The sequence below is a fragment of the Thalassotalea sp. Sam97 genome (genome assembly GCF_041379765.1).
GTDB classification, from domain to species: domain Bacteria; phylum Pseudomonadota; class Gammaproteobacteria; order Enterobacterales; family Alteromonadaceae; genus Thalassotalea_A; species Thalassotalea_A maritima.
This window is the reverse complement of record NZ_CP166919.1, coordinates 2,272,654-2,293,553: the sequence shown is the minus strand read 5'-3', so window position 1 is coordinate 2,293,553 and position 20,900 is coordinate 2,272,654. Positions and strand designations below refer to the sequence as shown.

At 43.5% G+C, this 20,900-nt stretch carries 21 protein-coding genes; 13 read left to right on the top strand and 8 right to left on the bottom strand.

Translation table 11 applies throughout. The features are described 5' to 3' along the window. Positions 1-263: 263 nt before the first annotated feature. Complete coding sequence (locus ACAX20_RS10205; RefSeq protein ID WP_371185937.1) at positions 264-2,453, top strand: prolyl oligopeptidase family protein; 2,190 nt, start codon at positions 264-266, stop codon at positions 2,451-2,453. Between the two features lie 127 nt (positions 2,454-2,580). On the opposite strand, the gene ACAX20_RS10200 is transcribed toward ACAX20_RS10205, so the two are convergent. Beyond that, the gene (locus tag ACAX20_RS10200) at positions 2,581-3,120 is read right to left on the bottom strand and encodes a CIA30 family protein (RefSeq protein WP_371185936.1); all 540 of its coding nucleotides are present in this window, start codon (positions 3,118-3,120) and stop codon (positions 2,581-2,583) included. Positions 3,121-3,252: 132 nt separating this feature from the next. On the opposite strand from ACAX20_RS10200, the gene ACAX20_RS10195 reads away from it, so the two are divergent. The 4 genes from ACAX20_RS10195 to glnS all read left to right on the top strand — a co-directional run bounded on the left by ACAX20_RS10195 (position 3,253) and on the right by glnS (position 7,131). Beyond that, positions 3,253-4,086, top strand: coding sequence for a hypothetical protein (locus ACAX20_RS10195; RefSeq protein ID WP_371185935.1), 834 nt, complete (start codon positions 3,253-3,255; stop codon positions 4,084-4,086). Then, positions 4,083-4,562: a prepilin-type N-terminal cleavage/methylation domain-containing protein gene (locus ACAX20_RS10190; protein ID WP_371185934.1), complete on the top strand. Its 480-nt coding sequence runs from the start codon at positions 4,083-4,085 to the stop codon at positions 4,560-4,562. The genes ACAX20_RS10195 and ACAX20_RS10190 overlap by 4 nt, the downstream gene beginning before the upstream one ends. Positions 4,563-4,731: 169 nt before the next feature. Continuing rightward, on the top strand, positions 4,732-5,244 hold the full coding sequence (locus tag ACAX20_RS10185) for a VOC family protein (protein WP_371185933.1): 513 nt from the start codon (positions 4,732-4,734) through the stop codon (positions 5,242-5,244). 216 nt (positions 5,245-5,460) lie between these two features. Then, complete coding sequence (gene glnS / locus ACAX20_RS10180) at positions 5,461-7,131, top strand: glutamine--tRNA ligase (protein WP_371185932.1); 1,671 nt, start codon at positions 5,461-5,463, stop codon at positions 7,129-7,131. 201 nt (positions 7,132-7,332) lie between these two features. Here the strand turns inward: glnS and fur are convergent, their stop codons facing one another. From fur to ACAX20_RS10155, 5 genes are all read right to left on the bottom strand, one after another. After that, positions 7,333-7,776 (bottom strand): ferric iron uptake transcriptional regulator, encoded by a 444-nt coding sequence (gene fur / locus ACAX20_RS10175; RefSeq protein ID WP_371185931.1) that lies wholly within the window; start codon positions 7,774-7,776, stop codon positions 7,333-7,335. Positions 7,777-8,074: 298 nt separating this feature from the next. Then, positions 8,075-8,602 carry a flavodoxin FldA gene (gene fldA / locus ACAX20_RS10170; RefSeq protein ID WP_371185930.1) on the bottom strand — a complete coding sequence of 176 codons (528 nt, stop codon included), beginning with the start codon at positions 8,600-8,602 and terminating at the stop codon, positions 8,075-8,077. Between the two features lie 21 nt (positions 8,603-8,623). Next, entirely contained in the window at positions 8,624-8,902 is a 279-nt protein-coding gene (gene ybfE / locus ACAX20_RS10165; RefSeq protein ID WP_371185929.1) for a LexA regulated protein, read from the bottom strand. A 4-nt stretch (positions 8,903-8,906) separates the two neighbouring features. After that, positions 8,907-9,128, bottom strand: coding sequence for a DUF2788 domain-containing protein (locus tag ACAX20_RS10160; RefSeq protein WP_371185928.1), 222 nt, complete (start codon positions 9,126-9,128; stop codon positions 8,907-8,909). An 83-nt stretch (positions 9,129-9,211) separates the two neighbouring features. After that, positions 9,212-9,982, bottom strand: a complete 771-nt coding sequence (locus ACAX20_RS10155) for an alpha/beta fold hydrolase (protein WP_371185927.1) — start codon at positions 9,980-9,982, stop codon at positions 9,212-9,214. 261 nt (positions 9,983-10,243) lie between these two features. Between ACAX20_RS10155 and seqA the strand changes: the two genes are divergently transcribed. The 6 genes from seqA to ACAX20_RS10125 all read left to right on the top strand — a co-directional run bounded on the left by seqA (position 10,244) and on the right by ACAX20_RS10125 (position 17,924). After that, positions 10,244-10,885 carry a replication initiation negative regulator SeqA gene (seqA, locus tag ACAX20_RS10150; protein ID WP_371185926.1) on the top strand — a complete coding sequence of 214 codons (642 nt, stop codon included), beginning with the start codon at positions 10,244-10,246 and terminating at the stop codon, positions 10,883-10,885. Between the two features lie 75 nt (positions 10,886-10,960). Beyond that, on the top strand, positions 10,961-12,607 hold the full coding sequence (gene pgm / locus ACAX20_RS10145; protein WP_371185925.1) for a phosphoglucomutase (alpha-D-glucose-1,6-bisphosphate-dependent): 1,647 nt from the start codon (positions 10,961-10,963) through the stop codon (positions 12,605-12,607). Positions 12,608-12,860: 253 nt separating this feature from the next. After that, positions 12,861-13,919, top strand: coding sequence for a succinylglutamate desuccinylase (astE, locus tag ACAX20_RS10140; RefSeq protein ID WP_371185924.1), 1,059 nt, complete (start codon positions 12,861-12,863; stop codon positions 13,917-13,919). A 261-nt stretch (positions 13,920-14,180) separates the two neighbouring features. Further along, positions 14,181-15,365 carry a thiamine pyrophosphate-dependent dehydrogenase E1 component subunit alpha gene (locus tag ACAX20_RS10135; protein ID WP_371185923.1) on the top strand — a complete coding sequence of 395 codons (1,185 nt, stop codon included), beginning with the start codon at positions 14,181-14,183 and terminating at the stop codon, positions 15,363-15,365. Then, a complete protein-coding gene (locus tag ACAX20_RS10130) occupies positions 15,365-16,342 on the top strand; it encodes an alpha-ketoacid dehydrogenase subunit beta (RefSeq protein WP_371185922.1) in 978 nt (325 codons plus the stop codon). The genes ACAX20_RS10135 and ACAX20_RS10130 overlap by 1 nt, the downstream gene beginning before the upstream one ends. Before the next feature lie 10 nt (positions 16,343-16,352). Further along, positions 16,353-17,924 carry a dihydrolipoyllysine-residue acetyltransferase gene (locus tag ACAX20_RS10125; protein ID WP_371185921.1) on the top strand — a complete coding sequence of 524 codons (1,572 nt, stop codon included), beginning with the start codon at positions 16,353-16,355 and terminating at the stop codon, positions 17,922-17,924. A 112-nt stretch (positions 17,925-18,036) separates the two neighbouring features. On the opposite strand, the gene ACAX20_RS10120 is transcribed toward ACAX20_RS10125, so the two are convergent. Then, complete coding sequence (locus ACAX20_RS10120) at positions 18,037-18,465, bottom strand: GNAT family N-acetyltransferase (protein WP_371185920.1); 429 nt, start codon at positions 18,463-18,465, stop codon at positions 18,037-18,039. Positions 18,466-18,679: 214 nt separating this feature from the next. Here ACAX20_RS10120 and ACAX20_RS10115 point away from each other — a divergent pair, with 214 nt between their 5' ends. Beyond that, the gene (locus ACAX20_RS10115) at positions 18,680-19,210 is read left to right on the top strand and encodes a murein L,D-transpeptidase family protein (protein ID WP_371185919.1); all 531 of its coding nucleotides are present in this window, start codon (positions 18,680-18,682) and stop codon (positions 19,208-19,210) included. Positions 19,211-19,321: 111 nt separating this feature from the next. Here ACAX20_RS10115 and ACAX20_RS10110 read toward each other — a convergent pair whose 3' ends face one another. After that, positions 19,322-20,350 carry a metal-dependent hydrolase gene (locus ACAX20_RS10110; protein ID WP_371185918.1) on the bottom strand — a complete coding sequence of 343 codons (1,029 nt, stop codon included), beginning with the start codon at positions 20,348-20,350 and terminating at the stop codon, positions 19,322-19,324. Between the two features lie 392 nt (positions 20,351-20,742). Between ACAX20_RS10110 and ACAX20_RS10105 the strand changes: the two genes are divergently transcribed. Next, positions 20,743-20,871, top strand: a complete 129-nt coding sequence (locus tag ACAX20_RS10105) for a hypothetical protein (protein ID WP_371185917.1) — start codon at positions 20,743-20,745, stop codon at positions 20,869-20,871. The last annotated feature ends 29 nt before the right edge of the window (positions 20,872-20,900 follow it).

Below are 20,900 nucleotides of genomic sequence, written 5' to 3'. Positions count from 1 at the left end.
GGTTATTGTTGTTTTAAGCTTGAACGAAAAACACACAAAGCGCCAATAAAGTCGATAGCCTGTCTAGGGTTATTTATGGTCGATGTCCATAATTGCTGACGGCTGTTACTGGACACGATAACTTGCTGTTATATATGCCCCAGTGTTTTGCTTTTTTAAGGGCACTGCAATGAGTATGAACAATCAGGGGCTTAGTCTTAGACATTTTGCTTGTGAAGCTTTATGCTAATTGGCGAAAAATCAAAATAATGGAAGCTATTATAATGAAAAAACTCGTTATTCCTTCGTTGGCATTATTATTATCGGCGTGTTCAGATAACGCGCCGAACACTAATAATGTTGCTGACAGCAGTACATCAGAAAAGCAAGTGAGTGAACAAAAATTTGCTGAACAACAAGCGCGCGCCTTGGCTTATCCTGACACGCGTAAAGGCGACACCATTGATACCTACTTTGAGCAGCAAGTGGCTGATCCGTATCGTTGGCTAGAAGATGACTTGAGCGAAGAAACCGCCGCTTGGGTGAAAGCCGAAAACAAAGTCACTTTCGGTTACTTAGAGCAAATTCCTTATCGCGAGCAAGTGAAAACGAAACTTGAGCAAATGTGGAACTTTGAAAAAGTCGGCGCACCATTTTTAGAAGGTGGTGTAGAGTACTACTACAAAAATGACGGATTGCAGAATCAGTATGTTCTTTACCGCAAAAACGAAGATGGTGAAGATACGGTATTTTTAGATCCAAACACCTTTAGTGAAGATGGTACCACGTCATTGGGCGGGCTAAGCTTCTCGCATGATGGCTCTATTGCAGCATATTCGGTTTCTGAAGGTGGCAGTGATTGGCGTAAAGTGTACTTTATTGACACGGCAACCGGCAAAAAACTTGATGATATGCTGGTGGATGTGAAATTTTCTGGACTATCTTGGTACAAAAATGAAGGCATTTATTACTCAAGCTACGATAAGCCAGAAGGCAGTGAGTTATCAGCAAAAACAGATCAACACAAGCTGTATTATCACAAGTTAGGTCAACCACAAAGTGGCGATAGGTTAGTGTTTGGTGGTAGTGATGCGCAAAAGCGTCGTTACGTCGGTGGCTCTGTGACCGATGATGGCAATTACTTATTTATTTCAGGGGCAAATTCAACATCAGGCAACGACTTATACATGCTTGACTTGAGCAAGCCTGACAGTGAGCTGGTTACGTTAGTCGATAATATGGACTCAGACAGCTACGTGTTGCATAACATTGGCAGCAAGCTGTATATCGTAACCAACCTTGATGCGCCGAATAAACGCGTTGTGACGGTTGATGCGAGTGCGCCACAAAGTGGCAACTGGCAAGACTTTATCGCCACAAGCGACAATGTATTATCACCATCTGTTGGTGGCGGTTATATTTTTGCCAATTACATGGTCGATGCGGTTTCAAAAGTCGCTCAATACGATGTTGATGGTAAGCTAGTGCGTGATGTGACATTACCGGGTGTTGGCACCGCAAGTGCGATGTCAGGTAAAGATGAGCAGACCACCTTATACTATTCATTCAGTAACTACAGCACACCATCGACCATTTACAGTTTCGATGTGAAAACGGGCGAATCAGCGGTATATATGCCATCAAAAGCAAAATTTGATGCCAACAACTACGAGTCAAAGCAAGTATTTTATACCTCAAAAGATGGCACCAAGGTGCCAATGATCATCACTCATAAAAAAGGCCTTGAACTGAACGGTAAAAACCCAACCATTTTGTATGGTTACGGTGGTTTTAATGTCAGTTTAACACCGCGCTTCTCTGTAGCGAATGCTGTATGGATGGAGTTAGGTGGTGTTTATGCCGTACCAAACCTGCGTGGTGGTGGTGAGTATGGTAAAGCGTGGCATGATGCGGGTACGCAACTACAAAAGCAAAATGTATTTGATGACTTTATTGCCGCAGCAGAATACTTAATCGATAAAAACTACACATCAAGCGATCACTTAGCGATTCGCGGTGGTTCAAACGGCGGTTTGTTGGTTGGAGCAGTGATGACACAGCGTCCAGACTTGATGCAAGTAGCGCTGCCAGCGGTTGGTGTTCTCGATATGCTACGTTACCATACCTTTACGGCTGGTGCGGGTTGGGCGTATGACTATGGTACCGCCGAGCAAAGCGAAGAAATGTTTAAGTATTTACTTGGTTATTCTCCGGTTCATAATGTTAAGCAAGGTGTTGAATACCCTGCAACTATGGTAACAACAGGTGATCATGATGACCGTGTTGTGCCAGCGCATTCATTCAAATTTGCTGCTGAGCTTCAGGCAAAACAAGCCGGAACTAACCCTGTATTGATCCGTATTGAAACCAATGCCGGTCATGGTGCAGGCACGCCGGTGTCGAAAACTATCGAGCAGTACGCCGATATCTTCAGCTTTACGTTATTTAATATGGGCGTGAAAGAATTGAAGTAATAACCGGGGGGAATGCCACACGGTTTATGTCAAAAGCCTGACTTTATGTCAGGCTTTTTTGATCGAATATCGAATGACAAATAAACCAGGTTTTTATAAAGCTCTCCAGAGGCAATGCTGATGGCATCTATATCTGCGTTAAGAAAACAATACTTTTAATCTGTAAGGAAAACTCGCCTTCTTGTTTACCAGATATGAGAAAACCAATCTGCTCGATATCGCCAATATCCACTTGTTCGGTGGAGGTGAGCTTGCGGCCCCGATATTGCAGATGAAAGTCATTTTTATCAACAATCAAAGTTTGCCACTGGCCTTTGATTGTTTTAAATTCATGAACGAAAGCCGGCCCATCGTATAAGCGATTTGAACGCAACCGTAATTGATAGGTTTTGCCATCACCAAGCATAATGATTTGCACATTAGTGCTATTTTCAGGAGATTGCATTGCAGCCCTGATCGAAGCAAAACCACCATCGTTTTCTAAAGACACGGTTCCTGAGAAGATGATGCTATTGTCGGTTGTGGTGATCTGACTGTCAGACCGACCTCCCATGACATCATCGTTGATAATGTACCAACGCTTGTCTGTGACATTGGCAAAGCTTGATGTAGAGATACTCATAGCGATAAAAAATATGGCAGCACGTAGCGAAGATTGTCTATTCATAACTAAAGTACGTTAACGTGCGAGAAACGGCGCACTCTATAAGTGTAGTTGATAGACGGTGTTGGTGCGCTCTTGCCTCAAATTTGAAACTAAGATACTGTTTATAAATAATAATAAAAACGTGGTGTGAGTATGAGCTGGGCACATTTTCACTTTAATTGCCGTTATTTGTGTCAACAACTTGAGGCGGGAAGAACAAAACAACAAGCGTTGGCTGAGCTGGAGGCGCTCGATATTTCGCCATTTTTTGAAGAGAAACAGCTTTCGGGCTCGGCCGGGCGCTTGTTTGAGAAATTAATTAGCATTGACGACGAACATAAATTAGTGAGCTGCCTTCGCGCCTACCTTAGTATCGATATCAATAAACTATCGGGTATTGCCTTTGAGTCGCAAAAGCGGGTCGATAGATTCTATTATCTTGTTACGATTTCCATACTATTCATTGTGATAGCGACGCTCTTTAAGCTGTTTGTGGTAACAGAGTTTGTCCAGTTATACGGTATTTATGAGACCCAGTTGCCCGCTCAGCTTGACACCTTTGATCGTGTTTACCTGGTAACTATGTCGCTTATACCAATATTTATGTTGCTGAGTTGGATTGTGCATCGACGATTAACGCACATTGACAGTGCATTAGTGCAGCGGGATGGCGCTTATCACTGGCTGTTTGGTAAAAAGATTTCTGAGCAACTGAATGTGATGTCACAGTTATTGATGGCACCACTTAATCTTGTTGACGGCAAACCGCTGTTAATACCTGCACTGGCGCATATGCAATCTAATGATGCCAATTTTATCGCAACCTTGCCGAGTTTATTAACCGTTAAAAGTGAGCAATTAGATAGGCAATTAACATTACACGTTAGGCGGGCATTAATCGCCTTTGAGACATTCATATATATCAGTATCGGGTATTTGATTATGGTGATGTATCAACCCATTTTTGGACTAGGACAATTAATATGAAAAATCATAAAGGATTCACCCTAATTGAATTGATGATTGTGGTCGCGATCATTGGCATACTTGCCTCTGTTGCTTTGCCGAGTTACTCGGGATATATCATGAAGTCACATGTTGTCGAACCTATCTCTTATGCCAGTAATTTACGTGAGCCTATCACTCAGTATTATCTAAAGCACTTGGCCTTTCCAAGCGATAACGCAGAAGCAGGATTACCTGAAGCAGATAAACTTATCACCAATAAAATTCGTGGTGTCACCGTAGAAAATGGCGCTTTTCATATCGAGCTTGGCCACGATGCACCAGAGCCTTTGCAAGGTAAGGTACTTTCCTTTAGACCTATGATCGTTGACGGTAGCCCGGCAAGCCCGATATCTTGGTTATGTGGCTACGATGAGCCTGTACCTGGTTTAGTTGCTGTCGGTGAAAATAAAACCACTATCGATAAAGAGTTTTTGTCAGGTGACTGTCAAGGCTAATGTCTCGACAATAGCCTGACAGATTACCTGAACAGCCGTTTTTATCCCGAGGCCAAAAGCGTAAACGTCAGTATTTACTGTTGCTAAAGCGGGACAGAGCATGTTAACTGTTCATTCAGGTTAAAATCGCCTATACCTTAGTTGTCTGTAATCATTATAAGGGGCGGCTATGTCTGTCAGCGCAATCCCTGAAGGGTACCATTCCATTACGCCATATCTTATTTGTATTGGTGCCGATACGGCCATTGAGTTTTATCAACGAGCCTTTGCGGCCGAAGTACGTACTCGGCTTGATATTCCTGATGGCGGTATCGTGCATGCGGAACTACAAATTGGCAATTCGGTATTTATTATTACCAATGAAAATAAACGTATGGGCTACGTATCACCACAGTCATTGGGACATGCCGGGGTGATTATGATGCTGTATGTTGACGATGTTGATACAGTATTTGAACAAGCTATTGTGGCAGGTGCCATACAAATGAAAGCTGTAGAAAATCAATTTTATGGTGCAAGAACGGGTACTTTACAAGACCCCTTTGGTCATACCTGGATTATTGCCACACAAAAAGAACAGGTGCCAGAAGCTGAGCTGAAAAAACGACTGATTGAGTATAGCAAGCAACAGGAGCTTGAGCCTTTAACCAAGACCATGGCAACGCATTCGATGGGCGATTAGAGGCGTTTATCTTTATTATGGTTTTCTGCAATCGACTGTGGCGGCTAATAGCAAACCGCAATAAAGCAAAATAGTTAAACAAGACCAACTCGGTCGCAATTTTGTTAGGTTATTTTTTATTGTTTGCGGGGTTGATATTTTATTTCTCAACCTAATTGTTATAATGTGCCGTTATTTTTAATTTTTATCATATTTATCGTTTCAGAGGTTTCCTAGATGTCGGATACACCAACCCGTGCTAGTAATTTTATTACCAATATTATTGATGCTGATCTAGAGAGCGGTAAGCACGATCATGTGCAAACTCGTTTTCCGCCAGAGCCAAATGGTTATCTGCACATAGGTCATGCCAAGTCCATTTGTTTAAACTTTGGGATTGCTAGAGATTATCAGGGTAAGTGTAATCTGCGCTTTGATGATACTAACCCGGAAAAAGAGGATATTGATTACGTTAACTCGATCCAAAAAGACGTACAGTGGTTAGGCTTTGAGTGGGATGGCGAGGTTCGTTATTCATCAGACTACTTTGACCTGTTGCACGGCTACGCGGTTGAGTTAATTGAAAAGGGCTTAGCTTATGTTGATTTTCTAACGCCAGATGAAATTCGTGAGTACCGTGGTACCTTACAAAAGCCAGGTAAAAACAGTCCTTATCGTGATACATCACCAGAAGAAAACCTTGCTCATTTTGAAAAAATGAAAAATGGCGAGTATAAAGAAGGTGAGTGTTGCTTGCGTGCAAAAGTTGACATGGCATCGAGCTTTATGTGTATGCGTGATCCTGTGATTTACCGCATTAAATTTGCGCATCACCACCAAACCGCGGATAAGTGGTGCATTTATCCAATGTATGACTTTACCCACTGTATTTCTGATGCGATTGAAGGTATTACTCATTCACTGTGTACGTTAGAGTTCCAAGATAACCGTCGCATTTATGACTGGATCATTGAGAACATTTCAATTGACTGTACGCCGCGTCAGTACGAGTTTTCGCGCTTAAACCTAGAATACACGGTTATGAGTAAGCGTAAGCTAAATAACTTAGTTGCAGAAAAACTGGTTAACGGCTGGGATGACCCACGGATGCCGACCATTGCCGGTTTCCGTCGTCGCGGATATACACCAGCGTCAATTCGCGAGTTCTGTAAGCGTATCGGTGTGACGAAAATGGATAACACCATCGAGATGGGCGTATTAGAGTCAGCGATTCGTGAAGACTTAAACGACACGGCACCGCGTGCCATGGCCGTGCTTGATCCGATTAAAGTTGTTATTGAAAACTACGATGCGGATAAGGTTGAAATCCTAAACATCAAGAATCACCCAAATGACGAGAGCCAAGGCGCTCGAGAGGTGCCGTTTAGTCGTGAGTTATTGATTGAAGCGGAAGACTTTAGAGAAGAAGCCAACAAAAAATACAAGCGCTTGGTGCTTGGTAAGTCGGTACGTTTGCGTGGTGCTTATGTGATCACGGCCGAACGCTGTGATAAAGACGCAAACGGCAAGGTAACGACCGTTTACTGTAGCTACAACCCTGATACGCTCGGTAAAAACCCTGAAGATGGCACTAAACCAAAAGGTGTTATTCACTGGGTGAGTGCAGAGCAGAGCTTGCCGGCAGAAATTCGCTTGTATGATCGCTTGTTCACTGTGCCAAACCCTGGTGCCGCTGATGATTTCCATTCGGTGATTAACCCTGAATCATTAGTGGTTCTAAAAGGCGCACGGGTAGAGCCTGCGCTTGCAAACGCCAAGCCAGAGCAAGCTTATCAATTTGAGCGTCAAGGTTATTTTTGTTTAGATAACAAAGATGCGACACAAGAGAACTTGGTATTTAACCGTACCGTTGGTCTTCGTGATACATGGGCTAAAATCGGCGATTAATATATTCGGCGTCATCAAGCGCATATAAAAAAGCCACACTTGGATAACCTTGTGTGGCTTTTTTCGTTATTCAGTCTTTGCTACGCGACATTTTGTCACGTGGTTTTGCTGCTTAATTTACCGCTATAAGAAACTAAAAAAGCCACTAAGATATTCTCTAGTGGCTTTTCTGTCATGTATTATCGAGGTTACTTGGAGCGATTAACTGTTCTCGAGACGATATGCTTCACATGCCTGCTCGTCTTCACACTCACCGTATAAATATAAACTGTGGTTAGTGAGTTTGATTTTGTTTTTATTGGCAATGTCAATTTGTCGTTGTTCAATGAGATCGTCTTCAAACTCAACAACTTTGCCACACTTTAAACACACAAGGTGATCGTGATGGGCTTTTTGTGATAATTCAAACACTGACTTACCGCCTTCAAAATGATGGCGGGTGACAATGCCGGCGTCATCAAATTGGTTTAATACGCGATACACGGTGGCTAAGCCAATCTCTTCGTGTTGCTCAAGCAAAATCTTATATACGTCTTCAGCACTGATATGCTGATTATCTGGGTTTTGGAGGATTTCCAAGATTTTCACACGTGGCAGTGTGACTTTCAGTCCAGCTTTTTTTAGCTCTTCATTTTGATCAGGCATAAACAACTTAATTATCGGTAAAACTACAACGATTATAGGGAGTATTGACCCGGGTTAAAACCCTTTATTACGAATTCTTTGCAATAACCTATAAAAGCGTTAATTAACGGTACTTTTTTCAAATATACGGACAATACCAACATAAATCATAGGGTTAAATACGCCTTGTGTTGACCTGAGCAGAGGGGATTGAGTGGTAGTCTGCGATATCATTTGGTGTTTTTGTGTTTAATAACAGGCATAAAAAAAGCGCCTGTAACTGGCGCTTAATGATGAATAAGACCGTAAGCCTAACGAATTAGTCTAGCAATTCCGATAATGCCATTTCATCCATTAGCTGGGCAATCCAAGCGTCGACACGCTCTTCGGTTAGTTCTGGTTGACGATCTTCGTCAATGGCTAAACCAATAAAGGTATTATCGTCTAACAAGGCTTTTGACGCTTCAAATTCGTAACCTTCGGTAGACCAGCCACCAACTACGATAGCGCCTTTCGCTTCAACGATATCGCGCAGTGGTGCCATTGCATCAACAAAGTACTCAGCGTAATCTTCTTGATCGCCTAAGCCGAAAATAGCCACAAGTTTGTCGGTAAAATCAATTTCTTCCAATTCCGGTAAGAAGTCGTCCCAATCACATTGGTTTTCACCGTAGTACCATGTAGGAATGCCAAGGATCAACAGATCGAACTCAGCGATATCTTCTTTGGTACTTTTGGCAATATCTTTAACTTCGACGTTTTTCTTTCCCAGTTTTTTCTGGATCATCTTTGCAACAGCTTCCGTGTTGCCTGTATCACTACCAAAAAATAGACCGACAGTTGCCATGAATTTCTAACCTTTTGTTAATTACTTACCAGACGTTAATGCCGCTGTTAATAGTGACTCAATAAGGTCACTGCGACTTACGCCTTTATCTTTTGCCATGTCATCAAGTTGAGTAAATAAATCTTGATGAACTTTAAACTCTACGCGCTTTAAACCTTTGTTTTTATCACGCTTAACCTGATTACGCTTGTTGATCTTTACCTGCACTTCACGCGGGTAAGGGTTTGTTCGTGGGCGACCAGGACGCTTTTCATCGACAAACAAATCAATGGTTGTCAAATCTGCTGCTTCTTTAGCCATAATTCTATCCTATTCCCTGACTTTCCCAAATAAATTGGATGATTCCTTTGGCAATGAAGCCTGCACATCCAAGGAATAAAACAAAATAAACGACATAACGACCTTTTTTAGGTACATCATTTTTCTTCATCACATCGTGTATCGACATACCAATAAAGAAGAAAATAACAACAAAAAATAGGTTAAGGCCAATAGACTCGATTAATTCTAAGTGTTCGGAAAGCATACTTCACCCTACAAAATTACGGCGGCACTATAGCATAAGATCATGGCTAAATGTACCGTCATATAATGCTTTTTATCTGAAAATTACGATTGCAAAAAATCGCTAACAATTTTATTAAACGCAATCGGCTTTTCAGCATGAAGCCAATGGCCTGCGCCTTGGATTATTTTTGCTTTTGCATTCGGGAATAAAGACCTAATAATCCCTTGGTGTTCCGCAGTAATGTAATTTGACTCACCACCTTTGATGAATAAGGTATCACCAGTAAAACAACCGTCGGTAAAACCCGCTGCGATGTCAGAGTATTTCTCTTGGATCACGTCTAAATTAACACGCCAAGCATAACCGTTATCATCTTGAGCAAGATTTTTCAGTAGAAATTGCCGAACCGACGCGTCACCTACCGCTTGGCTAAGTTGTTCATCGGCTTGCTTACGACCGTTGATGTTTTGTAAATCAACTGCTTGCAGGCCGTTGATGATGTCATTGTGGTGCGGAGGGTAGGTTACAGGCGCAATGTCAGCAATCATCAATTTATTGATGCGTTGTGGGTGTTGTAAGGCAATTGTCATGGCAATTTTGCCACCCATCGAGTGGCCTAAAAAGCTTGCCGACTCAATATTTAAATGATCTAACAACGCAATGACATCGCTCGCCATTGCAGGGTATGTCATCTCGTCATGATGAAAAGACTTGCCATGATTTCGCACATCAACACTTATTACCTGATACTGCTGCGCCAAAGGGCGGCTGATCATGTTTAGGTTTTCCATACTGCCAAATAAACCGTGAATAACCACGACAGGTTCACCAGAACCGGTGACTTTATGATGAAGCATACTGTGTTGAGTCATAATTTAGAGTGTTTCGCCTGTTTGGGCCGGCATTTTAAAACAATTTACTGGCAATTTCTGCGCAAATTTGTTTTTCCTTAGAAAAAACTGTTATTTGTCGTCATTACAGGGTAGAGAGTTGTGAGTAAGGTCGTTATAATCGAAGCAGTTTTCGACGAAATATGTACCGAAGCCGAGATATTTCGTTACGTGCCAGATAATGTGGCAAACAGGTGGCGGTTATCACTTGCTTGCCAGAAAAAATAACAGAATGGGAACTTCATGAAAACCATCGAAATAGATGACGAATTATATCAATATATCGCAGGTAACACGAAATTTATTGGTGAGAGTGCCTCAGATATTTTGCGTCGCCTACTGCAACTTGACCGCAATCAAGATATCGAACATACAATGCCTGTCGCCGCGACTCGCCCAGAAGCAGAAGCTGTCGCTGAGCACAGTGATAGCGACGAAACGGTTAGCGATGTTGCTCGCGCAGATGACATCGAACAAGACAATGTTGAAGTAGTGCAAGCAAGTGATACTGCGGCACCATTATCAAGCGAAAATAAAACAAGTGAAATTCAAAACGTATTTGATTTGATTAATAAAGAAGAACTTGCAGCACAACGAGGTGCCGTAGGTCGCTTTTTATTGATTTTATCGAATCTGTATCGAGTCCATAAAGGCGAATTTGAGCAAGTGCTGGATATTCGTGGTCGTGATCGTTTGTATTTTGCCAAAAGCGACGAAGCACTTCGTGAAGCTGGTAGTTCGACTAAACCTAAGTTGATTCCAAATAGCGAGTACTGGGTGATCACCAATTCGAACACCACCAAGAAAAAGCGTATGTTAACCGATGTCGCGGTTGCGCTTGGCTATGCCGCGAGCGACGCAGAGCGTATTCGCGAGATGCTGTAATATAGCGACTTATTAGATAGCCATATAAAAGCAAGATAGCAAAATAACATTAGCCCATTTTATTAAGGACAAATAATGAGTGTACATGAGTGTGCAGGCAAACCAGCTCGACCAGAAGATCGCATTAATATTGCCAAATTAACCTGTGATTATTACCAACTAAAGCCAGATGTTAGCGTTGCCGAACAGCGCGTAGGTTTTGGTACATCAGGACACCGAGGCAGTGCGGCTAAACGTAACTTTAACGAGCCACATATACTGGCTATTTGCCAGGCGGTTGCTGAATATCGTCAACAGCAAGGTTTTACCGGGCCGCTATTTATAGGTAAGGATACGCATGCACTGTCTGAACCGGCATTTATTTCAGCGATCAGTGTCTTGATTGCGAACGGTGTGCCTGTCGTTATTCAAGAAGATCAAGGTTACACGCCAACGCCCGTTATTTCTCGCTTAATTATTGTCCATAACAAGCACCATGAGAGCATTGCTGATGGTTTGATTATCACCCCATCACATAACCCTCCAGCGGATGGTGGCATAAAATATAATCCACCGCATGGTGGCCCAGCCGAAGGCGGTATTACCAAGCAAATTGAGCAGCGTGCAAATGAATTGCTGGCTAAAAATTTGGCAGGCGTCAAGCAATTAACCTTTGAGCAAGCCTTGGCATCGCCACTACTGACTAAGCAAGATTTTATCGAGTTTTATGCTAAAGAGTTGGCGCAAGTTGTTGATATGGATGCTATCCGTGATGCGGGTGTGAAAATCGGTGTCGACCCACTTGGTGGTTCAGGTATCGACTACTGGCCGGTGATCAAAGACATGTACAAGCTTGATATTGAGATCGTCAATCCAGTTGTTGATGCCAGCTTTGCCTTTATGCCACTAGATAAAGACGGCAAAATCCGCATGGATTGTTCGTCACCGTATGCGATGGCCGGACTGATTGCGATGAAAGATGATTTTGACATCAGCGTTGGCAACGATCCAGATTTTGACCGCCACGGTATCGTCACCAAAATGGGTGGCTTGATGAATCCAAACCATTACTTAGCGGTAGCGATTCATTATTTATTTACCCAACGTGCTTGGCCTGAGACAGCCAAAATAGGTAAGACGTTAGTGTCGAGTTCATTGATAGATCGTTTGGCGGCAAAGCTTGATAAGCCATTGTCGGAAGTACCGGTTGGTTTTAAATGGTTTGTTGATGGGCTAAAAGATGGAAGTTATGGCTTTGGTGGTGAAGAGAGTGCTGGTGCATCGTTTCTCGCTAAAGATGGCAGCTGTTGGACAACCGATAAAGACGGCTTTGTGATGTGCTTATTGGCGGCAGAAATTTTAGCGGTAACCGGAAAAGATCCATATCAATGGTATCTTGAGCTTGCCGGTGAGCTAGGTGAGTCGTGTTACGGCCGTGTTGAAGCGGTGGCAACAACGGCGCAAAAAGCGGTATTAACGAATTTATCAGCCGATGACGTCACGCAAGATACCTTAGCCGGTGAACCGATCAAAGCCGTATTAAGTCACGCACCAGGTAATGATGCTGCCATTGGTGGGGTAAAAGTGGTGGCCGACAATGGTTGGTTTGCCGCTCGTCCATCGGGTACTGAAGAAATTTATAAAATATATGGTGAAAGTTTTATTGATCAGGCCCATTTAGAGCGCATATTTGCCGAAGCTAAGCTGCTGGTATCTGCCGCATTTAACAAAGCAGGCTTATAATCTCCTCGCAACACTGTATGGAGAGGGCTCATATATGAGTCCTTTTCTTTTTTCTGCCAGATAAACAATCCGTGATGCATTCTTTGCTGATATTACAAGGGTATTGTACAGCTGTATTTTTATCAGCATTCACTGTTCATGATTGTTACGCTTTGTTGCCAAGTTATCGCGCTGAGTTATCTTGTCAGCTCTTGTCTAGGACGATAGACATCATCTACACTAAGGTCATCATTTTTTCACAGCAAGATTTACAGTGTCTACTATAAAACAACAACTTCTGTCGCACGGTGACTTTCTTCTTATTACTCGCCAACATCCCGATTCATTAGAGCCTTTTACTCACCACTTAACATTTGACGGTGGTCGTCGACAAATATTGATGAGCGTCCTTGATACCGGCGTGATCAGTTTTGAACCGGTTGATGGTGATACCGACACCGATGTGGTGTTATCGTCAGCGGTTCATGGCAATGAAACGGCACCAATTGAGATTTGTCAGCGCTTAATTCAACACATTATTCAGGGCGATTTAGAGCTTAAACAGCGAGTGTTGTTTTTGTTTGGTAACCCCGCCGCCATTAATATTGGCAAACGTTTTGTTGAAGAAAACTTAAATCGCTTGTTTAGTGGCGCTCATAGTGATGGTCCAGGTTTATGTAACGATGAGCGTATTCGCGCCAAAATGTTAGAGGATTTTGTTCGCGACTTTTTCGATCAAGGCGGTAGCATTGATTCTGGCCGTACTCGCTTACATTATGATTTGCACACCGCCATTCGAGGTTCTAAAAATGATAAGTTTGCGGTTTACCCGTATTTACATGGTAAGCCTCGCGACAAACGACAGTTACAAATCATGGCCGCGTGTGGTGTCAATACCATCTTGTTATCAGAATCACCGACAACCACATTCAGTTATTTCTCAAGTAACGAGTTTCAAGCGCATGCTTTTACTGTAGAGCTTGGTAAAGTTCGCCCGTTCGGTGAAAATGACATGGGTAACTTCGTAGCTTGCCAGCAAACGTTATATCGTCTGCTGGCTGGCCAAGATTTAGCTTTAAAGCCGTTTGTGGAAAATGACTTCAATCTGTTCAAGATATTTAAAACCATCAACCGAGAAACCGACCGCTTTGCTTTGCACTTTGCCGACGATGCACTGAATTTTACCGATTACCCACTGGATTACTTACTCGCCACTGATGGCGAAAAGGAGCATCGCGTTAGTGCTGCAGGCGAAGCAATTATTTTCCCTAACGCAAAAGTGGCCAAGGGGCAACGCGCACTACTTACCGTGATTCCGACGACGCTAAGTTAGCGGGCGCCATCCTGCTCTGTATCTTCAAGTTCGGCGGCTGGTTAACTGTAAAGCATTATTGCCAGTCGCTTTGTTCTATACCGGCTAAATTTACGCAAAAAATTGCAAGCTCGCAAAGCTGATTGTAAAGTTCAGCCTATCAAAAAAATGAGCTGAGTCGCGTCCCAAAACGCATCATAGTAAACTCAGTAAAGTATGTTTTAAACGCTTGAAATATAAGTGCTTGCTTATGCTAAAGCGGCGGAAAACGAAGAGAAGCATATGAATACCGAAAAGTATCCACAGGGCCGTGTTGTCCATCAACCAGAGTATATCGACGGTCTTTCAGTCGATATCCCACTTTTAAAAGTTCTTAAGCAAGACGGTACAGTGTATGATGGTGCAGCCTTGCCTGAACTCGATCAAGCACATGCAACTAAAATATATAAAACACTGGCGTTTCATCGAGTGTTGGACGAGCGTATGATTGCCTCACAACGCCAAGGTCGTTTGAGCTTTTATATGGCCGCTCTAGGCGAAGAAGCTGCGGTTGTTGGCAGTGCCGCCGCATTAGACGATGAAGACATGATCATGGCGCAATACCGTGAACAAGGTGCTTTGATTTATCGCGGTTTTAGCTTAGAAAACTTTATGAACCAAATGTTTTCCAATGAGAAAGATTTGGGCAAAGGCCGTCAAATGCCGATTCACTACGGCTCTTCCGAATTACATTACATGACTGTGTCTTCACCGCTAGCAACTCAGGTTCCACAAGCGACGGGCTATGCTTATGGTCAAAAACTTAAAGGTAAAGACAACATCACCATTTGTTATATCGGTGAAGGTGCTGCGTCAGAAGGTGATTTCCACGCAGGCCTTAATATGGCGGCGGTGCACCAAGCCCCCGTCATTTTCTTCTGCCGTAACAATGGCTATGCCATTTCAACACCATCGACTGAGCAATACGCCGGTAATGGTATTGCTTCGCGCGGTGTTGGCTACGGCATTAAGACCATTCGCGTTGATGGTAACGACATTCTAGCGGTATTAAAGGCAACCCAAGAAGCACGTCATTACGCTGTGAGCGAAGGTAAACCGGTATTAATTGAAGCCATGTCGTATCGCTTAGGAGCCCACTCTACTTCAGATGACCCAAGTGGTTACCGTACCAAAGAAGAAGAAGCCAAGTATGCAGAGCACGATCCTATTTTGCGCATGAAAAACTGGATGCTAGCGCAAGGCTGGTGGGATGAAACTCAAGATACGGCATTGTTTGAGCAATACCGTGAGGAGATATTGGCAGCCGTAAAAGTGGCGGAGAAAATCGCCAAGCCGCCGATTGAAGATCTGATTAGTGACGTTTACGACGTACCGACACCGCAACTAGAGCAACAGTTGAGTGAGTTAAAAGAGCATATCAAGAAGTACCCACAAGCGTACCCAGTGACGGCAGGGAGAATTAAGTAATGGCGCAAATGAATTTATTGCAGGCGATCAACAATGCGTTGGATATCGCCATGGCAGAGGACGACTCGACACTGTGTTTTGGTGAAGATGTTGGTCATTTTGGTGGTGTTTTTCGTGCAACCTCAAACTTGCAACAAAAATACGGTAAGCAACGTTGTTTCAACACACCATTGGTGGAACAAGGTATTTTAGGTTTTGCCAACGGCTTAGCGGCACAAGGTAGCCGACCAATTGCTGAAATTCAATTTGCTGATTATATTTTTCCAGCGTTTGATCAAATCGTAAACGAGTCTGCGAAATTCCGTTACCGCTCGGGTAATGAATTTAACGTTGGACGCTTAACGATCCGCACGCCGTATGGCGGGGGGATTGCCGGTGGTTTGTACCATTCTCAATCACCTGAAGCGTATTTTGCCCATACACCGGGTTTGAAAATTGTCGTGCCACGCAACCCGTATCAAGCCAAAGGTTTGCTGTTAGCGGCGATTCGCGATGATAACCCTGTGGTATTTTTTGAACCGAAGAAGCTCTACCGTGCATCAGTTGGTGAAGTACCGGAAGATGATTACCAATTACCATTGGGCAAAGCCGAAGTCATCAAGCAAGGTACCGATATCACTTTGTTAGGTTGGGGCGCACAAATGGAAACCCTTGAAAAAGCGGCTGAAATGGCTGAAAAACAAGGTGTTTCATGTGAGGTGATTGACTTACGTTCAATCTTACCATGGGATGTTGACACCGTGGCTGACTCGGTGAAAAAGACCGGGCGTTTGTTAATTAACCACGAGGCACCACTAACGGGTGGTTTCGCTGGTGAAATTGCTGCGACGATTCAAGATAAATGTTTCTTACATCTTGAGTCACCTATTGCGCGCGTGTGCGGTCTAGACACGCCATTCCCGCTGTCGCATGAAAAAGAATACATGCCAGATGAGCTGAAAACATTTGAAGCCATTATGGCATCAGTGAATTACTAAGGATAAGACAATGAGTATCGATTTTATTTTACCGGACATTGGTGAAGGTATTGTTGAGTGTGAAATTGTCGAATGGTTAGTGTCAGAAGGTGAGCATATTGTCGAAGATCAACCAGTATGCGATGTGATGACCGATAAAGCCTTAGTACAGATCCCGGCAATGCATTCAGGTGTGGTTGATAAATTATATTACGCCCAAGGTGATATTGCTAAAGTGCACGCACCGTTGTTTGCTATGACGCCAAACGGCGAGCAAACATCAGAAACTGAAAACATTGCCGAGGCACCAGAGGTGGCTCTAACACCTGCATCGACTGCAACGCAAGTAGAAGACTTTATTTTACCGGATATTGGTGAAGGCATTGTCGAGTGTGAAATTGTCGAGTGGCTTGTCGCCGAAGGTGACATCATTGAAGAAGATCAACCTGTTGTTGATGTGATGACGGATAAAGCGCTTGTGCAAATTCCGGCAAAATATGCCGGTAAAATCGTTAAGCTCTATTATGGTAAAGGTGAGATTGCTAAAGTTCATGAACCACTGTTTGCTATTGAGATTGCTGGCGAAGCTGTATCTGCACCGGCAATGGAGCCGACACCAACCCAAGCCCCCGTTACACAGGCTGTTGCCAACAAAGCAGCTGTCACGTCTGCGCCACAATCGGCACTACAAAATTCGGAAAATGGTAAAGCATTGGCGAGCCCCGCGGTGCGTCGAGTTGCAAGAGAGCTTGGTGTCAATATTCACCAAGTACCAGGTTCTGGCCCTAAAGGTCGCGTATTTAAAGACGATGTTCGTAACTTTGCTAATGGCGTCAGCGACGTGGCCGCATCAACACCGTCGGCAACAGCACCAACAAGCAACATCGCTACCACCGGAGGTTCTCGTGTTGAACCGATCCGCGGTGTGAAAGCGGCAATGGCCAAAGCCATGGTGGCGTCAGTATCCACCATCCCACATTTTACCTACTGTGAAGAAATCGACATGACCAAGTTGATTGCGCTGCGCAGTGAGTTAAAAGAAGTGTACGCCAAGCAAGACATCAAACTGACCATGATGCCGTTCTTTATGAAAGCTATGTCGCTGGCGTTAAAAGAATTCCCAATCATGAATTCGCAACCTAACGATGACTGTACCGAGTTAACGTACTTTAATGATCATAATATCGGTATGGCCGTTGATTCAAAAGTCGGGTTGTTGGTACCAAACGTGAAAAATGTGCAGTCGTTATCCATCGTTGATGTCGCTAAAGAGGTGACGCGTTTAACGTTATCAGCACGTGAAGGGCGCGTATCAACCGATGATTTAAAAGGCGGTACTATCAGCATTTCTAACATTGGTGCCTTAGGTGGCACAGTGGCAACACCAATCATTAATAAGCCTGAAGTGGCAATTGTGGCACTAGGTAAGCTGCAAACACTCCCGCGCTTTAATGACAAAGGTGAAGTTGAAGCGCGCTCAATTATGCAAGTGAGCTGGTCTGGCGATCATCGCATTATTGACGGTGGCACCATTGCTCGCTTTAGTAACTTGTGGAAATCATTCCTAGAAGAGCCAACCAATATGTTAATGCACATGGCGTAATCTTGCTGATTGCTTGCATTACTCTTTAGACGCCAAGCGCCGCTGCGGTATTCGTAGTGGCGCTTTTGTTTATTTCTGATGACCTATCGACTATTGGTCTATGTGGGTTGCTTTATTTCAGCGACTTGAATAAACAATAAGTGGTGTGGCCTTTAGGGTGATCAGGCAATTCACCGTAAAGTCGATAACCGCACTTTACGTAAAATCCTTTCGCCTGAAAATCTAAAGTCTCGGCACGGATATAGGCAAAGCCTAATCGTTTGGCGTACGCTTCAACATCAGCCATCAATTGAGTCCCAATGCCTGTACCACGACATTGTGGTGCCAACCATAACAATTCAATGATGCAGTAATTCCAAAAACCATTAGCACGAATGCCGCCAACGACCTGATGTTCGTCATTATATACAAACGCAGCAAAGCGTTTATCGGCCTCAAATACCACATCATCATCTAGATGGTCTTGATTATATCGTTGGATGCCTTGGCTAAGTGTTTTTAAGGCATTATTGTTGGGGGGTGGGGTTATGTCTATGCGCATATTGCTGACTTCCTTACAGCGCTGATGGGGCGAAAATAAACGGTGTTTGCTACAGAGATTGTACACGACTTGTTAACGTGATGTGTGTGTTGCTCGATAAGTATTGGCAAATTGTAACGCTGGACCAGTTGCTGTGTAAAAATTGTTGAATCAGTGAACAAAATCATTAGACTACCGCGTTCGAAGTATCAATTATACGGTGTATTGAAATCTCGTGAGTAGTCGTAGTTTTTCTGTTGTTGCCCGCTTGGTGTTTGTTGTCACGTTAACACTATCTCTGGCATCTGTCGCGCCAGATGCGTTAGCGAAGACAGCGTATTTGAAAGTAGATTTAGTTAAAGTTGATAAGTCCAGCCGTACCATGTATTTGCTTAAAGGCGACAAAGTGGTAAAAAAGTATCACATTGCTTTAGGACGTAATACTCGAGGTCATAAAGTCAGAGAAGGTGATAGGCGTACCCCGGAAGGTGAATACGTACTCGACTATGTTAAAGAAGACTCAGCGTTTCATCGCGCCATGCATATCAGCTACCCCAATGCCGAAGATATTGCTCGAGCAAAAACTAAAGGCGTTAGCCCTGGAGGCTTTATTATGATACATGGCCAGAAGAACGGTGATAAGCGTGATCCACGCAGGCGCCAACGTTTAAATTGGACCAATGGCTGTATCGCGTTAACCAATGCTGAAATGGATGAATTTCTCAGCCTCGTTGAAACCGGTACCAAAATTCGTATTCAGTGGTAGGTTAACGACAATACTAGCGGTGTTTATAGAATTTACACCGCCTATATCGGTTAGCGATATGCTTGCCATAATAGCTAACCGACTCCTTTGCTTGTTAACTGCGCATATTGTTCACTGAACTGCGCCAGATAGCTTTTCGTGCTTGGACAGCGTAGTGATGCTGCTGTCGCCCATTATCCGTTCAAACCATTTCTTTAAGTCGATATCAATGCGTATCGATTGATAGGACGTTGGCGTTTGTAACTGCCATTCGTTGTTTTCATTTTTGTGAGCAAATTGAAATTGAAATGCCAAATTACCGGTAACGCCCATACGCAGATCACTGACAATCAATTTATCTTGCTCTTGTCGGTAACTGACAAATTGGCGCGTAAAGAGCTGGTACTGATCAAGTAATTCAGGCACTTCAGCGATTGGCCAATCGCCTCGTTGGTGCCGAGTAAAGTGTATGTCTTGGCCATCATCAAGTAACGAGGCCATACCTTCCAAGTACTGATCGCCGTCAAGGATAACGATTCGCCATAATAACGTGTTTAGTGGCATAGGCGTTATCAGCGTTGGGTTAGCGGATAAACCTAGTGCCGTTAAGTTGATGGCTACTCTTTGTTTGATCTGCTGCTGCGCAATTAAACTCCACAGTACATACAAGGTGGATAGGCATAACGCTCCAGCACAATAAAGACGCCCCTTATTGGGCGCGCGCCAACACACAAATATCGCCACAAGCAAGGGGACGGTATATAAAGGGTCAATGATAAATATACTAGAGCGAGCATAATAGCCGGTCATTGGCCAGGTCAGTTGCGTACCATAGGTGGTAAAGTAATCGAGTAATGGATGGGTGATCAAAACGCTGGCAATCAGCAGTAATAACTTATTAAAGCACCAATATTCATGGTTGATTAGCTTGTTCGATAACCATGCAAGTAGCAGAGAAAATGGCAGCAACACCAACAAAGAATGACTAAATCCGCGATGCTTAATGGTATTGGAAACGATATCGCCATAGTCAATTAACACATCTAAGTCAGGCAAGGTGCCTAATGCGGCGCCCGCGAATAATACTTTACCGTTGCAGTGCTTGCCAGCAACGGCTCCGGCGATGGTGGCACCAAGTGCGGCTTGGGTGATGGAGTCCAAAGGGTTGCCTTATAAAATAAGTTACACGTTTTATATTGATGCTACCATGCTCAGCGAAAAACGACAGTGGTGAGTGATTCGATGATATAAACAATCCATGTATCGCAGAGTAATTGTCATTAAATTGCTTAACAGAGCCAAGATGCATCACCTTGATACGGTCGTAATATGCTGTCTATGTAGCCGATGTTATACTTTTTATGTCCAAGTTTGCAGCAAGAGGTAGCACACCTTGATTATTCAACTGCAGGGAGTTTACCAGAGGCCCATTTACGGCCCTATATTTCATTAATATAGAATGACTATATCAATGAAATCTATGTTGTAACTGAACCTCTGCCCTAACTCTGAGTTGGGCACAAACTTAGTGTGATTGGTATAAGGCGCTAGGTATGCGTCTGCCTAATATACCGAATGGCGCTGCACTGGAATTTCAGACAGAGTATGTCATGACGATACAAGTGGTCAGCTTTGCAGATGATACCGATGATAAAAATATTATTCCTAATGTACCTGGTTAATCGGCATGGTCTTGCTCCGTTTTTTGGTG

What these genes read in the sequence shown, in the direction of transcription:
- ACAX20_RS10205 (WP_371185937.1), top strand. Translation starts at nt 264, where the DNA reads ATGAAAAAACTCGTTATTCCTTCGTTGGCATTATTATTATCGGCGTGT.
- ACAX20_RS10200 (WP_371185936.1), bottom strand. Translation starts at nt 3,120, where the DNA reads ATGAATAGACAATCTTCGCTACGTGCTGCCATATTTTTTATCGCTATG.
- ACAX20_RS10195 (WP_371185935.1), top strand. Translation starts at nt 3,253, where the DNA reads ATGAGCTGGGCACATTTTCACTTTAATTGCCGTTATTTGTGTCAACAA.
- ACAX20_RS10190 (WP_371185934.1), top strand. Translation starts at nt 4,083, where the DNA reads ATGAAAAATCATAAAGGATTCACCCTAATTGAATTGATGATTGTGGTC.
- ACAX20_RS10185 (WP_371185933.1), top strand. Translation starts at nt 4,732, where the DNA reads ATGTCTGTCAGCGCAATCCCTGAAGGGTACCATTCCATTACGCCATAT.
- glnS (WP_371185932.1), top strand. Translation starts at nt 5,461, where the DNA reads ATGTCGGATACACCAACCCGTGCTAGTAATTTTATTACCAATATTATT.
- fur (WP_371185931.1), bottom strand. Translation starts at nt 7,776, where the DNA reads ATGCCTGATCAAAATGAAGAGCTAAAAAAAGCTGGACTGAAAGTCACA.
- fldA (WP_371185930.1), bottom strand. Translation starts at nt 8,602, where the DNA reads ATGGCAACTGTCGGTCTATTTTTTGGTAGTGATACAGGCAACACGGAA.
- ybfE (WP_371185929.1), bottom strand. Translation starts at nt 8,902, where the DNA reads ATGGCTAAAGAAGCAGCAGATTTGACAACCATTGATTTGTTTGTCGAT.
- ACAX20_RS10160 (WP_371185928.1), bottom strand. Translation starts at nt 9,128, where the DNA reads ATGCTTTCCGAACACTTAGAATTAATCGAGTCTATTGGCCTTAACCTA.
- ACAX20_RS10155 (WP_371185927.1), bottom strand. Translation starts at nt 9,982, where the DNA reads ATGACTCAACACAGTATGCTTCATCATAAAGTCACCGGTTCTGGTGAA.
- seqA (WP_371185926.1), top strand. Translation starts at nt 10,244, where the DNA reads ATGAAAACCATCGAAATAGATGACGAATTATATCAATATATCGCAGGT.
- pgm (WP_371185925.1), top strand. Translation starts at nt 10,961, where the DNA reads ATGAGTGTACATGAGTGTGCAGGCAAACCAGCTCGACCAGAAGATCGC.
- ACAX20_RS10135 (WP_371185923.1), top strand. Translation starts at nt 14,181, where the DNA reads ATGAATACCGAAAAGTATCCACAGGGCCGTGTTGTCCATCAACCAGAG.
- ACAX20_RS10130 (WP_371185922.1), top strand. Translation starts at nt 15,365, where the DNA reads ATGGCGCAAATGAATTTATTGCAGGCGATCAACAATGCGTTGGATATC.
- ACAX20_RS10125 (WP_371185921.1), top strand. Translation starts at nt 16,353, where the DNA reads ATGAGTATCGATTTTATTTTACCGGACATTGGTGAAGGTATTGTTGAG.
- ACAX20_RS10120 (WP_371185920.1), bottom strand. Translation starts at nt 18,465, where the DNA reads ATGCGCATAGACATAACCCCACCCCCCAACAATAATGCCTTAAAAACA.
- ACAX20_RS10105 (WP_371185917.1), top strand. Translation starts at nt 20,743, where the DNA reads ATGCGTCTGCCTAATATACCGAATGGCGCTGCACTGGAATTTCAGACA.